Genomic DNA, 13140 nt, shown 5'->3' on the forward strand with positions numbered 1-13140 from the left:
TCGGCTCAGATCAACCGCATCAGAGCACCTTGCTTCAAGACAACCGCAAACGCAGGGCGCGTTCCGCCTCCTCGCGATCGTCGAAGTGCACCTTTTCAGTTCCCAGAATCTGGTAGTCCTCGTGCCCCTTACCGGCCACCAACACAAGATCGTTCGGCTCTGCTTCGGCAATGGCTGAGGCAATCGCCTTGGCTCGATCAGCCTCCACAAGCAAATCGCTATCGGCCGGGATCCCCGCCACCACGTCATCCAGGATCTCCTGAGGATCCTCGGTTCGGGGGTTGTCTGAGGTGACCACCACGCGGTCAGCCAGGCGTGCCGCAATCGCCGCCATCTGCGGACGCTTCCCCCGATCCCGATCACCACCGCAACCGAACACGCAGATCAGCCGCCCGGTGCAGAACGGACGCGCTGCAGAAAGCGCATTGTCCAGACCATCGGGAGTGTGGGCGTAATCCACCAGCACCGGCGGCAAATTCGCTGCATCCACCCCGTTCAGGATCACCCGCTCCATGCGGCCGGGCACGCCACCGAAACGGCCGATGGCCTCCAGCAGCACCGGCAAAGGCAGCTGCTGCTGAAGCAGCACCCCCACCGCCTGCAGCAGGTTCATCAAGTTGAAGCGACCCAACAGGGGCGAACGGAAACGACCCTCGCCCACAGGGCTGATCAAGCGACCCTCCACCCCAGCAGCCGTCATCTGCAGGTCGCCCATGTGCAACTCGGCAGAGGGATCCTCAAGAGAGCTGCGCCAACAGGCAGCCCCAAGCCGCTCGGCCAGGCGCGCCCCCCAGGGGTCATCGCTGTTGACCACCGATCGCACGCCGTCGGCAAGCAACAAAGGATCTGAAAACAGCGACGCCTTGGCCTCGAAGTAGTCCTCCATCGAGGCGTGGTAGTCGAGGTGGTCCTGGGTCAGGTTGGTGAACACGGCGCCCGCGAAGCGGCAGCCCGCCACCCGCTGTTGCGCCAGGGCATGGGAACTCACCTCCATCGCCGCCAGGCCGCAACCGGCGGAGGCAGCCTCGGCGAGTTGCCCCTGCAGAAGATCGGCAAAGGCCGTGGTGTGGGTGGCCGTGATGCTGTGGCCCGGCCAGCGGTTCACCAACGTGCCGAACAAACCCACCGATTGACCGGCCGAAGCAGCCAGGTGCTCGATCAAATGGGTGGTGGTGGTTTTGCCATTGGTGCCGGTCACACCAATCAGGGCCATGCGCCTGCAGGGGTGATCCCAGTACGCCGCAGCGATCTCACCGATTCGACGCGCCACCGGCTCTTGAATCACCACCACGGGGGCATCTGCAGCTGGCGGGTGCGCAGCAGCGGCTTCAGCTCCAATCACGGCAGCAGCAGCCCCGGCCTCAAGGGCTTGGGCCCAGAAACTGCCTCCATCCACCCGTTCGCCCGGGAGACCGAGAAACAAAGTTCCAGGGCCGACGCGACGGGAATCGGTGGTGATCGCCTCCAACCCAGGGTTCACCAGCCCCGGCGGCACTGCGATGCCTGCATCACTCAACAGGGCATGCAACACCTGCGTCATCCCATCTCCCCTGTGCTTGGTGGAGTTCTAAGCCGTTCAGAGCGCCGCGGACAGACAGCGTTGCAACCAATTCAACAGTCCTTCACCCGTGAGCCGCGGGGAAACCCGGGGAAGCTCAGACCCATCGAGCGCGAGCACAGGCACCTCAAGGTCGTAGCGGGCCTTGAGCTCCTGGGGGGTGCCGGGCGCATCGATATCGATCACGGTCAGCTCGATCGAGAGCCCCAGGAGATCGAGGTCGCGCAAGCGGGATTCAAGGCCTTCGCAGAGACAGCAACCGGTGCGGCTGTAGAGGGTGAGCTGCTTCATCAATCGGGCACCGGGTCACAGCCGCAGGGGGTGAAGGGATGGCAGCGCAGCAGCCGTTTCACGGTGAGCCAGCCCCCCTTCCACGGTCCATGCTTCTGGATGGCCTCCAGGCCATAGGCGCTGCAGGTGGGCGTGAAGCGGCAGCGAGGCCCGATCATCGGGGAGATGAAGCGCCGATAAAACCCAATCCCTGCCAGGAGAACAGCCGCCAGAGCTTGGTTCAACGCCTGTCGCAGCTTGGCCATCGGGCCGCCAGATACAGTGGCAGATTCGTGCATCGCGGCAGATGCCTGGAGCTGTTTCGGTTCCAGCATGCCCAACAACCGCACGAACTCAACACACACCTTCCCACCTATGTCTCGTTACCGCGGCCCTCGCCTGAGGATCACGCGGCGCTTGGGAGACCTCCCCGGTCTCACCCGGAAGGCCGCCAAACGGTCCTATCCCCCCGGTCAGCACGGCCAAGCCCGTCGCAAGCGCTCTGAATACGCGATCCGTCTCGAAGAGAAGCAGAAGCTTCGCTTCAACTACGGCGTCTCCGAGCGTCAGCTCGTGCGCTACGTGAAGAAAGCGCGCGCCCAGGAAGGTTCCACCGGAACCAACCTGCTCAAGCTGCTCGAGAACCGTCTCGACAATGTTTGTTTCCGCCTCGGCTTCGGTCCCACCGTGCCCGGCGCCCGTCAACTGGTGAACCACGGCCACGTGACCGTGAACGGTCGTGTGACCGACATCGCCAGCTACCAGTGCAAGCCCGGCGATGTGATCGCCATCCGCGAGCGCAAGTGCAGCAAGAAGCTGGCTGAAGCCAACCTCGAGTTCCCCGGTCTGGCCAACGTGCCCAGCCACCTCGAGCTGGACAAGTCCAAGCTGAGCGCCAAGGTCACCGCCCGTTGCGAACGCGAGTGGGTTGCCCTGGAGATCAACGAACTGCTGGTGGTGGAGTACTACTCCCGCAAGGTCTGATCCAGATCCGCAATTCACAACCCCACGATGCGCAACCCTGGGTTCAGGGTTGCATTTTTTTTGGCTGATCCCCAGGCACTGCAGTCACTCACCGGCCACGACTGGCTGGGATTGATCCACCCCGTGCTGATGATCCTGTTCGTCTACCCGGTGGTGGGCGCCACGATCCGGCTGGGAATCCTGGCGCGGGAAAAGCGGCTCAAGATCAACCCAATCGCCGACACGGTGCCGGTGGAGCATGCGCAGCATGGGGCCTGGGTGACCGGCGGAGTGCTGGTGGCGGTGCTGATCGGCCTGGGCCACAGCCTCTGGAGCAGCCACCCCCTGGGTCTGATCGTCACCGGCAGCGCCGTGTTGTTCAGCTTTGGGCGCCTGCTAACGACCCGGCTGGTCTGGCAGCGCTTTCTCTGGGCTATCGCCAGTGCCTGCGGCCTGCTTCTGCTGGGGCTGCATCCGGCCGTGGAGCGGTTCAGCGATGTTCCCTGGAGCCCCCTGTTCTGGCAGTCCCATTTCTGGATGGGAATGTTGCTCACCGTCCTGTTGGTGAGCTCAACGGCGCTGCAGCCCTTGATTGGTCATTCCGTGCAGGCCAGGCGCATTCACATCAGCAGCAATCTGCTGGTGGCTTTGCTGCTGGCCATGCAAGCGATCTCGGGAACGCGAAATCTGCTGCTGCACTAAGCCAACGCTGAAAGCTGCTGACGCAACCAGGGAAGGCTCAGGCCGATCACGTTGGAATAACAGCCATCCAAGCCATCGATGCAAAGGCCGCCGCGGCCCTCGAGGGCAAAACCACCAGCGCATTGCAACGGCTCACCACTGGCCACATAGGCCTCGATCTCGGCCTGGCTGAGCGCGGCAAAGCGCACCACCGTTTCCACGCAAGCCAACAGCTCAGGTTGTCCGCGACGGATCAGGCAATGGCCCGTCAGCAGAGATCCGCAGCCGCCAGCCATCCGCTGCCAACGCTCGATCGCTTCGGCTGGCCCTGAGGGCTTGCCGAACACCTGCCCTTCAAAACTGAGCACCGAATCACAGCCCAGCACAGCCGTGATCTCGGCATCGCCCACCGGGTCAAGCGTCTGGGCAACAGCTGTGGCCTTGGCCTGAGCCAGCAGTTTCACCAGCTCTGCGGGCTCCGCATGCTGGGTCTGGTCTTCATCCACACCGCTGACGCGCACCTGATGCGGGATTCCCGCTTGCTCCAGCAAACGGCGACGCGCCGGCGAGGCGGAAGCAAGCATGAGCACGGGAACACACCGCAGAACAACGCTCCGTAGGCTGCCAGGGACGGAAGGCTTCGCCATCGCTCACCCCACCGACCTGCTGGATCGACGCAGCCGTGACCGGGCCTGCCGGGCCATGGGATGCCTGCCCTTCTCTGAAGCCCTCTACCGGGATCTTCAGCAGCAAGGCTTGGATGCCGGCGACCTCTGGAGCGAACCCAGCCGCTACGGCCGCAAAACACGCTGGTTCCGTAACAGCGAAGCCCTCGAAGACGACCTGCGTTGGCTGATCAGCGTGGGCGTGCTGCGCCGGGAAGTGGATGGGCAAGGGCTGACCAGCCGCTTCAGGCTCACGCCCCTGGGTCGCCAACTCCTCGATGACGACCCTGCACTCCTGCAGCGTTCGATTCCGGTGTTGGAGCGTCTGCGTCACAGCCTGCGTCGGCACTGGCCGCTGTGACCGGCACCACGCCGCGCCCCCTGATGGTACTGGGCACCTCCAGCGGTGCCGGCAAATCGCTGATGACGGCGGCGCTGTGCCGGGTGCTCCAACGCCGTGGGGAACAGGCGCTGCCCTTCAAGGGGCAGAACATGAGCAACAACGCCTGGGTGGATGCTGATGGCGGGGAAATGGCCTACTCCCAGGCCGTGCAGGCCTGGGCGGCGGGCCTTGAGCCCTGCTGCGCCATGAATCCCGTGCTGCTGAAACCCCGGGGAGACAGCACCAGTGAGGTGATCCATGGGGGCCAGAGCGTGGGGATCGCCCGCGCCGAGCACTACTACCGCGACTGGTTCCGCCCCGGTTGGCAGGCGATCCGCAGCGGGCTGATGCAGCTCCAACAGAAATGGCCTCAAGGCCGGCTGGTGCTGGAGGGGGCGGGAAGCCCGGTGGAAGTGAACCTGCAGCGCCGCGACCTCACCAACCTGCGCCTGGCCCAGTACCTGCGGGCCAACTGCCTGCTGGTGGCCGACATTGAGCGCGGCGGTGTCTTCGCCCAGATCGTTGGGACGCTCGCTTTGCTGCGCCCGGTGGAGCGCCCGCTGATCAAAGGCATCCTGATCAACCGCTTCCGCGGCCGTCGGGAGCTGTTTGATGAGGGTCGCCAATGGCTGGAAGCCAACACCGGGGTACCGGTGCTGGGGGTGATGCCCTGGCTCAACGAGCTGTTTCCACCCGAAGATTCCCTCGATCTGCTGGAACGCAAACCCACCCGCGGGGCCACCGATCTGGAGATCGCTGTGCTGCGGTTGCCCTCTCTGAGCAACTTCTCCGATCTCGATCCACTCGAGGCCGAATCCAGCCTGAAGCTGCGCTGGATTCAACCCGGGGAACCCCTGGGGCAGCCGGATGCCGTGATTCTTCCGGGAAGCAAGCAAACGCTGCGGGATCTCGAAGCGTTGAACAGCTCTGGACTGGCCGAGCAACTCCGGGGCTACGCCCAGGCTGGGGGGTCCGTCCTGGGCATCTGCGGCGGCATGCAGATGCTGGGCAAAACGTTGAACGATCCAGAGGGACTGGAGGGCACGGATCAGAGGGGACCCCAGAGCGGCTTGGGCCTCCTTCCCCTAGACACCACCTTCAGAGGCACGAAACGGCTGAGCCAGCGCAGCATCGATGGCCTCTGGCCCATGGAAACACCGCTGAGCGGATTTGAACTGCACTACGGAACCACCACCCCGGATCCCGGTCTTCAGCCGCTAAGCAGCGACCCTGGTTTGGGGTGGTGGGCTACCGGCCCGAAGGGTTCCAGCGTGGTGGGCACTTACCTGCACGGCTTGCTCGACAACGGCCCCTGGCGACGGGCCTGGCTCAACCGGCTTCGCGAGCAGCGGGGATTGCAACCGCTGGCCAACGATCCCAAGAACCACAGCGCCCACCGTGATCTATTGCTCGATCGCCTCGCCGATGCCTTCGAGCAACATGTGAACCTTGCTCCATTGCTCCAGCCATGACGTCGATTCCTGTGCGCTGGCCTGATGGGCGCATCACCCACGAAACCATCGGCGAGGACTGGTTGGTGGCCGCCAGTGGGGCGGGCATCAGCATTCCCACCGGTTGCCTGGGGGGCAGCTGCGGGGCCTGCGAGATCGACGTCAATGGCAAGACGGTGCGCGCCTGCATCAGCACCGTTCCGGCGTCGAAATCAGCGAAACTCAGCGTTGAATTCGCCACCGATCCGCACTGGTGACTCGCCTTCGCCTCAGCCTGATGGCCCTGCTCACCGGCACCCTCAGCGGCGCCGGTGTGGCGGTTGTGATGGGCTGGATCGGCGGCTTAAGCCAGCGACTCTGGGGCGATCCGGTGCTCGAGGGCTTGGATCGCAGCCTTCCCCTGGGCTGGTCGCTGCTGATCTGCGGCGGCAGCGGCTTGATCCTCTCGCTGCTGCATCGCCCCGGCCCCACCACATTGCTACCGGAGCTGCGGGACACCCTGAGTGATCTGCGTGATCCCGACCAGGCGCCGAAACGCGATGAAGCTCGCGGCCTTCTCGGAGCGGCGCTGGCCCAGGTTGGGGGAGGTTGCATCGGACCTGAGGCCCTGATGAGCCGCATGGCCGCCCTGGTCAGTCAACGGATCTGGCGTGGTCGTGACCAGAAACTTCAGGAAGCAACAGTGGCAGGCAGCCTCGCCTTTTTCGGAGCTCCACTGCTGGGGGGTGCTGTGGTGGGCGAGGTCACTCACCCCAAAAACCGCAAGCAGGCCTTCCTCGACCGCTGGTTGCCGGGCAGCCTCGGCGGTGTTGCCGGTTTTGCCGCCTTCAATGGCATAGGAACCGCCAGCGGTGGATCGCTGCAACGGCTTCCCTACATCTGGCCCAGCAACCTGGGGGAAGATCTCGGCAGCCTCAGCGCAGGCCTGTTGGGGGGACTCATCGGTTGCGGCCTGGGTTTGTTGTTTCTGCAGTGGCGAGGCTGGCTGGAGCAGCGCCAACTCCTGGCCCAATGGCCCTGGTGGCCGCTGCTGACCGGCCTGCTGTTGGGGGCCTGCATGCACTGGTTGCCCTTGGTTCCCTTCGCCGGGGAAGAGCAGCTGCGGCCCCTGCTGGAAGGCCAGAACTCAAGTGAGGCCTGGGTTCTGCTCCTCTCCTCGATCGTGAAACTGCTGATGCTCGGCCTTTGCCTGGAAACAGGCTGGCGCGGAGGGGTGTTCTTCCCCTTGTTCCTGGTGGCCTGCGCACTGGGGATGGGACTACACCTGCTGCTGCCCGATCTGGGCAGCCTGGGCAGCTGGTGCGGCGCCCTCACAGGTGCGTTGTACCGCTGCCTGCTTCCTGCACCCTTGGCGGTTCTGGTGCTCGGGGTTGCCCTCCTGCAGGGTCACGGCACAGCCGGCCTGCTGGTGGGCCTCGGCATGGCGCAGCTGATCAGGCGCCGTGCTGAGCGGGATGGTGGCCCTCCACTTCGCCCTTGAACACACGGCTGGCCCGGATGTCGGCCTCCTCAATCGTGGTGAGATCCTGCTTGGTGAGGGCTTCTCCCATCCGCGAAAACAACCGGTTGGCCTGGCGCAGACGGGCCCGGTCCAACGCATTGCGAACCGAGCGCGCGTTGGCGAAGAAAGGCAGCTGACGCCGGCGCGAGACGTAGTCGGAAAATGCCGTCTCGGCCTCGGCACTGAACTGGTAGTGCTGGGCCTCGAGGAGCAGGCCTGCGATCGCCATCAGCTCATCGTCGCTGTAGTCGGGGAAATCGAGATGGTGCGCCACCCTTGAGGACAGACCTGGATTGGAGCTGTAGAAGGTCTCCATCCGATCTCTGTAACCCGCAAAGATCACCACAACGTCGCTGCGCCGGCTCTCCATCTCCTGCAGAAGAATCTCAATCGCTTCGGCGCCGTAATCGCGTTCGTTGTCTGGCTTGTAGAGGTAATAGGCCTCATCGATGAACAGCACGCCACCCTGGGCACGCTTGAGCATCTCCTTGGTTTTCGGGGCGGTGTGACCCACGTACTGACCCACGAGATCGTCGCGGGTGGCCGTCACCACATGGCCTTTGCGGAGGTAACCCAGGCGATGCAGGATTTGCGACATCCGCTGCGCCACGGTGGTCTTGCCCGTGCCGGGATGGCCGGTGAACGACATGTGCAAACTGGGCGCCGTGCTGGGCAGCTCCAGTTGCTGCCGCGCCTGATCCACCAGCAACAGTGCAGCAATCTCTCGGATCCGCGTCTTCACCGGCGCTAGGCCGATCAGTTCACGGTCCAGTTGGTCCAACACCTCAGCCACACCGGAATAGGCGTAGGCCGAAGCCAGATCAACTGAGGAGGGCATCGATCTCTGCGGCAAAGGCACGATCGGCGTCGCTCAGCTGGGCCTCGGGGCCGTCATCCTCCGGCCGGATCGTGATGTTCACGTAGGTGCGCCCAAAGCTGATGTCGGGAAAGCGCTGGGTGGCCTCGCTGTGGTCGCCGAGCTTGTCGAGAAAATCCCTGGTGGCGTCGTAGCTCTCAAACTCAAAACGACACTCGAGGCATACGGGTCGTTTCCGCTCCTGCCACTGATTCATCAGAGTCCCCGTTCAGCCTGAACCTGCTGGAAACCTAGAGGAGCGCCACCCGCTGGCAGCCCATCAAGCGCCCAGACCAGGCCTCGGCGTAGGCCCGATTGGCGGCCTGCTGCTCGGGGTCATCGGTGTCCAGCGGATGCGGCATCGTGCCGGCGATGGCGGCATTGGTGACGCAGAACATCGACTTCTGGAAGCTGACGCAGATCTGCACATGCACGTCCGTTTGGCCTCGACCGTTGTCGTCGTACCAGAGACTCAGTTCCTCGGGCAGGTGGCGATACATGTCCTGCATGCAGAGGCTGGGGGGAATGCCCGCACCCATGCTCGGAATCGGGTCGGCGTAAAGGGCGCCGTACTTGAAATCACTGATGTCCGGTGAAATCTGCCGGGCCTGGGCGTTGTAAGACACCGTTCCAAGGAAGGGCATGCCGCGGAAGAAAACGGCCTCCACGTAGGGCACCGCAACATCCACCAGAAAGGTGAGACCCGCCTCAGGGGGAAGCACCCAGATCTCCTCACCACCGATCGTCACCTTGTATTCAATCGGGCTTCCTGCCGCCGCCACCAGGCCATCGCGGATGTGATGCACCACATCGTTGACGCAGGTGACTTCCTTGATCGCGTAGCGACGGGCCAGGTCGACAAAGATGTCGCTCATCACCCGCCAGAACAGACCGAGGCAATAAATCGTGGTGAGCGAACGGATAGCCTCGGGGGCGAAATCGGGATAGAGGCGGTTGTTGAGGGCCAGCAGAGGGTCCCGCGCCGACTTGCGCTTGATGATCCGCTGGCAGGCCTCGGCGAACTCAGGCGTGTCGAGGTAGGCATCCAACCCGCCGGTGCCATGCCAGAACATCGCCTTCTGGCAGTACTCGGCGTACTCAAAGTTGATGCGATCCCCCATCAGATGGGTCCAGAGGCGCTTGAGGTTGAACCCCTCATGGAAGAAGCGGAACACCGGGAAGGGATTGAGCATCTGCTGCTCGCCCTGATCCACCAGGTTCTTGCTGTAGGCATCGAGAACAAGCCCATAGCTCTCGAGCACATTCACCACCTGCAGCAGATGGTCGGGGGTGTCCTTGAGCAGCGGCGTGTCGCTGAGCAAACGAAGGATCAACTCCTCCTGATCAGGAAGCACCGGAGGTTGAACAGGGGATGCGGATGTCGGGGTCATGACAGATCTCCAGTGATCAGGCTGAGGCCCGTGGTGGCCGCCTCACTGAGGTTCGACAGCAACTCCGGAGCAAGGCCAAGCACCAGCACACCGAGGCTGAGGGCGATGGCCGGGGCCTGCTCCCGCAGCGCCACGCGGTTGAGGATACGGGGATTCACCACCTCGCCGGGGGCGATCGCCAGGCGACCGAAGAAGGCGCGATTCACCAACAGCAGGAAATACACCGCCGTCAGTCCCGATCCCACCATGGAAAGCAGCGTGGCCAGGGGGAAGGGCTGAAGGCTGCCGCGGAAGATCAGGAATTCAGAAATGAAGCCGGCCATGCCGGGGATTCCGGCACTGGCCATCACCCCGACGATCATCAGAGATCCAGTGAGCGGCAGTCCGCGCTGGGGGTTGAGCAGGCCACGCAAGACGTTGAGGTCGCGGGTGCCGGTCTGGGCGTAAACGACACCCACCACCAGGAACAGCACGCCAGAGATCAGGCCGTGGCTCACCATCTGGAACAGGGCCCCCATCAACCCGAGCGGCGTGGCGGCAGCGGCGGCCAGCAGCACGTAGCCCATGTGGCCCACCGAGCTGTAGGCCACCATGCGCTTCATGTCGGTCTGGGCAATCGCCGCAAGGGATCCGTAGAGCACTGAGATCGCAGCCCAGCCGGCCAGCCAGGGAGCAGCCACCTGCCAGGCGTCGGGGAACAAACCAAGGCAGAAACGCAGCAGGCCGTAGGTGCCCAGCTTGAGCAGCACACCTGCCAGAAGAACCGACACCGGTGTGGAGGCCTCGGTGTGGGCATCCGGCAGCCAGGTGTGGAAGGGGAAGAGGGGGATCTTGATGCCGAAGCCGATCAACAGAGCACCCATCAGCAGCAGCTGGGCCGTCATGCCCAGTTCACCGGAAAGGATCGGCCTCAGGCTGAAGTCCATGGTTCCGGTGACCAGAGCAATGCCGAGGAAGGCACCCAGGATCAGCACGCCTGAGACGGCGGTGACGATCAGAAACTTCGTGGCGGCGTAGGCCCGGTTGGCACCACCCCATACAGCGATCAGCATCCAGAGAGGGATGAGCTCCAGTTCGTAGAACAGGAAGAAGAGCAGCAGGTTCTGGGCCAGAAAGGCACCATTCACCGCTCCAGAAATCACCAGCAACAGGGCGAAGTAGACCCGGGGGCGGTTTTCGATCGTGCGCGACGCGATGGCCGCCACCAGGCAGAGCACCCCATTCATCAACAGCAGCGGCAACGACAAACCGTCCAGCGCCAAGGCGTAATCCAAGCCGATGGCATGCACCCAGCGGGCCTGTTCCACCAACTGCAAACCTGCGTCGGCGGCATCGAAGGGCAGCAGCAGGGCGAAGCTCGCCAAGCACTGCACCACTAGAAGCACGATGGACACATCGCGCAGGCGTGCACTGGCCGGGGATCCCGGCCAGAGGATCAGAGCCAAAGCCCCGAGGAAGGGAATCAGAAGCAGGAGGGAAAGAAGCATCTCGGGGCGATCAGGTGAGGAACCAGCTCACCGCGGTGAGGAAAAGAACGATGGCCAGGAGCACCGTCAGCACGTATGACTGGCTCTGGCCGCTGACGCTGAGCTTGAGGCTGTCGGCACTGGCGAGGGAGAAGCGCGCCACTCCATTGAGAAGACCATCCACCACATTTCGGTCGAACCAGGAGGCCAGGCGAGAGAAGCCAGCCACCACGTTGACGATGGTGAGGCGATAGAAGCGCTCGGTGTAGAAGTCGTAGGCCAGCAGGTCCTGCCACCAGCGCAGAACAGGATTCAGAGAGCGGGACCAGGCCTTGCTCAGGGGGAGAACGGCACCAACCAGCAGGCCCAGCAGTCCGCTTCCAACCACCAGAGCTGCTGCCCAGAGGGGAAAGGCCAACAAACCATCGAGCGATTCAAGCCGCACCAGCAACAGCGGGGTGATCAGCACGATCACGGTGAGCGCCACCATTGGGAACGCCATCTGCCAGTTCACCTCGGCAGCCCGGCGGGACTTGATCAGGGAATCCCCCATGAACACATGGCGGAACACCCGCACCAGACCCATGGCGGTGAGTGCGTTGGTGAGCAGGAACACCGCCATGAACGGCACCGAGCGCACGCTCAGCAGCTCAATCGACTGGGCCAGGGCCAGGAAGCCACCCAGGGGCAGGAATCCCACGAGACCAGCACCACCCACCAGAAACGCCGTGGTAGTAGCCGGCATGCGGCTGCCCAATCCCCCCAGCTCGGTGATGTCCTGACAGTTGGTGGAGGCAATCACGCCGCCAATGCTCATCGACAGCAGCGCCTTGGACACGGCATGGGTGAAAAGCAGCAACAAGGCCAGAACAGGGATCTGCAGCGCAATGGCGATGAAGACAAGGCCCATGTGGGCCGTTGTGGAATACGACAGCGTGCGTTTGATGTCCACCTGAGCCAGGGCCACCAAAGAGCCACCGATCGCACTGATGCTGCCGATAACGAGCATCACGCCGATGGCGATGGGCGAGAGCTGAAGGATCGGCATCACCTTCAGCAGCACGATGGCGCCGCAGGTCACCACCACCGAGTTCCGCAGAATCGAAGCGGGGTTCGGGCCCTCCATGGCTTCGTCCAGCCAGAGGTGCATGGGGAACTGGGCGCATTTGCCCGTTGGGCCAGCAACCAGGCCCAAACCCAACAGCGTTGCCGCCAATGGGGAGAGGGTATCTTGAGCGGCCCAGGCGTAAAGGTCGTTGAACCCCATCACGCCGGAATAGCTGCAGAGCGCCACCACACCCATCAGCAGCAGCACATCACCAACGCGCTTGGTGAGGAAGGCATCCCGGGCTGCTGTGACCACCAGGGGTTGGGCGTACCAGAAACCCACCAATAAATAAGTGGAGAGCGTCAGCATCTCCAGCAGGAAATAGCTCTGGAACAGGGAGTCGCTGAGCACGACACCACTCATCGCACCCTCGAAAAAACCAAGCAGGGCAAAGAAGCGGGCCAACGCCCATTCCTTGTCCATGTAGCCCAAGGAATACACCTGCGACAGCAAGCTGAGGCCCGTGATCAGTTCCAGGGCCACCAGGTTGGTGAGCGACAGGCTGAAGCTGATGTTCAGCTCCAGGTCAGCCACGCTGAGCCAGGGGAAGGCCAGATCCACCGGCCCTGATTGGTACACCTCCTGCAGGATCAGGCTTCCGTGGGCGAAGGCCAGCAGGGTGAGAAGAATGTTGAGGTAGGCCGCCGGTCGATGGGCATCTCGGCGGAACAAGCCACAGGCCCAAGGGAGGGAAACCAGCATCCCGATGAACCCATAGAGCGGGATCAACCAGGCGGTCTGGATGGGAAGCGAAAGCTCCGGGGTCAAAACGGCGAGCGGGATGGTGATCGAGCTGGTCGCTGGTTGGCCGGCGAATCTAGGAGCCGGTCAGGGGCTAAAGGGCTCTT

The 13140-nt window shown here is 63.5% G+C and carries 15 protein-coding genes; 6 read left to right on the forward strand and 9 right to left on the reverse strand.

What is annotated here, in order from left to right; translation table 11 throughout:
• Nucleotides 1-34: 34 nt before the first annotated feature.
• The 3 genes from SynTAK9802_RS08560 to yidD are packed head-to-tail and all read right to left on the reverse strand — an operon-like array spanning nt 35 to nt 2127.
• Nucleotides 35-1540, reverse strand: a complete 1506-nt coding sequence (locus SynTAK9802_RS08560) for a UDP-N-acetylmuramoyl-L-alanyl-D-glutamate--2,6-diaminopimelate ligase (protein WP_186495759.1) — start codon at nt 1538-1540, stop codon at nt 35-37.
• 36 nt (nt 1541-1576) lie between these two features.
• On the reverse strand, nt 1577-1849 hold the full coding sequence (locus SynTAK9802_RS08565; RefSeq protein ID WP_186495760.1) for a glutaredoxin family protein: 273 nt from the start codon (nt 1847-1849) through the stop codon (nt 1577-1579).
• Nucleotides 1849-2127 (reverse strand): membrane protein insertion efficiency factor YidD, encoded by a 279-nt coding sequence (yidD, locus tag SynTAK9802_RS08570; protein WP_025362425.1) that lies wholly within the window; start codon nt 2125-2127, stop codon nt 1849-1851. Before yidD ends, SynTAK9802_RS08565 begins: the two co-directional genes overlap by 1 nt.
• A 76-nt stretch (nt 2128-2203) precedes the next feature.
• Here yidD and rpsD point away from each other — a divergent pair, with 76 nt between their 5' ends.
• Nucleotides 2204-2812, forward strand: a complete 609-nt coding sequence (rpsD, locus tag SynTAK9802_RS08575; RefSeq protein ID WP_011363781.1) for a 30S ribosomal protein S4 — start codon at nt 2204-2206, stop codon at nt 2810-2812.
• Between the two features lie 27 nt (nt 2813-2839).
• Nucleotides 2840-3493, forward strand: coding sequence for a DUF4079 domain-containing protein (locus SynTAK9802_RS08580; protein ID WP_186495761.1), 654 nt, complete (start codon nt 2840-2842; stop codon nt 3491-3493).
• Here SynTAK9802_RS08580 and SynTAK9802_RS08585 read toward each other — a convergent pair.
• Nucleotides 3490-4056 carry a nucleoside triphosphate pyrophosphatase gene (locus SynTAK9802_RS08585; protein ID WP_186498146.1) on the reverse strand — a complete coding sequence of 189 codons (567 nt, stop codon included), beginning with the start codon at nt 4054-4056 and terminating at the stop codon, nt 3490-3492. The genes SynTAK9802_RS08580 and SynTAK9802_RS08585 overlap by 4 nt on opposite strands.
• On the opposite strand from SynTAK9802_RS08585, the gene SynTAK9802_RS08590 reads away from it, so the two are divergent.
• From SynTAK9802_RS08590 to SynTAK9802_RS08605, 4 genes are read left to right on the forward strand one after another with little or no spacing between them, the layout of a single operon-like run.
• A complete protein-coding gene (locus SynTAK9802_RS08590; RefSeq protein ID WP_115132843.1) occupies nt 4055-4498 on the forward strand; it encodes an Npun_F0494 family protein in 444 nt (147 codons plus the stop codon). The genes SynTAK9802_RS08585 and SynTAK9802_RS08590 overlap by 2 nt on opposite strands.
• Before the next feature lie 23 nt (nt 4499-4521).
• The gene (locus SynTAK9802_RS08595; RefSeq protein ID WP_186498148.1) at nt 4522-5991 is read left to right on the forward strand and encodes a cobyric acid synthase; all 1470 of its coding nucleotides are present in this window, start codon (nt 4522-4524) and stop codon (nt 5989-5991) included.
• On the forward strand, nt 5988-6227 hold the full coding sequence (locus tag SynTAK9802_RS08600) for a 2Fe-2S iron-sulfur cluster binding domain-containing protein (RefSeq protein ID WP_115008710.1): 240 nt from the start codon (nt 5988-5990) through the stop codon (nt 6225-6227). Before SynTAK9802_RS08595 ends, SynTAK9802_RS08600 begins: the two co-directional genes overlap by 4 nt.
• Nucleotides 6224-7450: a chloride channel protein gene (locus tag SynTAK9802_RS08605; RefSeq protein ID WP_186495762.1), complete on the forward strand. Its 1227-nt coding sequence runs from the start codon at nt 6224-6226 to the stop codon at nt 7448-7450. The genes SynTAK9802_RS08600 and SynTAK9802_RS08605 overlap by 4 nt, the downstream gene beginning before the upstream one ends.
• Here SynTAK9802_RS08605 and cbbX read toward each other — a convergent pair.
• The 5 genes from cbbX to SynTAK9802_RS08630 are packed head-to-tail and all read right to left on the reverse strand — an operon-like array spanning nt 7404 to nt 13060.
• A complete protein-coding gene (gene cbbX, locus SynTAK9802_RS08610; RefSeq protein ID WP_186495763.1) occupies nt 7404-8309 on the reverse strand; it encodes a CbbX protein in 906 nt (301 codons plus the stop codon). The two genes, SynTAK9802_RS08605 and cbbX, sit on opposite strands and share 47 nt — an antisense overlap.
• Nucleotides 8293-8544 carry a 4a-hydroxytetrahydrobiopterin dehydratase gene (locus SynTAK9802_RS08615; RefSeq protein ID WP_186495764.1) on the reverse strand — a complete coding sequence of 84 codons (252 nt, stop codon included), beginning with the start codon at nt 8542-8544 and terminating at the stop codon, nt 8293-8295. The genes cbbX and SynTAK9802_RS08615 overlap by 17 nt, the downstream gene beginning before the upstream one ends.
• Nucleotides 8545-8578: 34 nt before the next feature.
• A complete protein-coding gene (locus tag SynTAK9802_RS08620) occupies nt 8579-9718 on the reverse strand; it encodes a CO2 hydration protein (RefSeq protein WP_186495765.1) in 1140 nt (379 codons plus the stop codon).
• A complete protein-coding gene (locus tag SynTAK9802_RS08625; RefSeq protein ID WP_186495766.1) occupies nt 9715-11205 on the reverse strand; it encodes an NADH-quinone oxidoreductase subunit M in 1491 nt (496 codons plus the stop codon). Before SynTAK9802_RS08625 ends, SynTAK9802_RS08620 begins: the two co-directional genes overlap by 4 nt.
• Nucleotides 11206-11215: 10 nt before the next feature.
• On the reverse strand, nt 11216-13060 hold the full coding sequence (locus SynTAK9802_RS08630) for an NAD(P)H-quinone oxidoreductase subunit F (RefSeq protein ID WP_186495767.1): 1845 nt from the start codon (nt 13058-13060) through the stop codon (nt 11216-11218).
• Nucleotides 13061-13140 lie beyond the last annotated feature (80 nt).

Source organism: Synechococcus sp. TAK9802 (assembly GCF_014279535.1).
Classification (GTDB): Bacteria; Cyanobacteriota; Cyanobacteriia; order PCC-6307; family Cyanobiaceae; genus Parasynechococcus.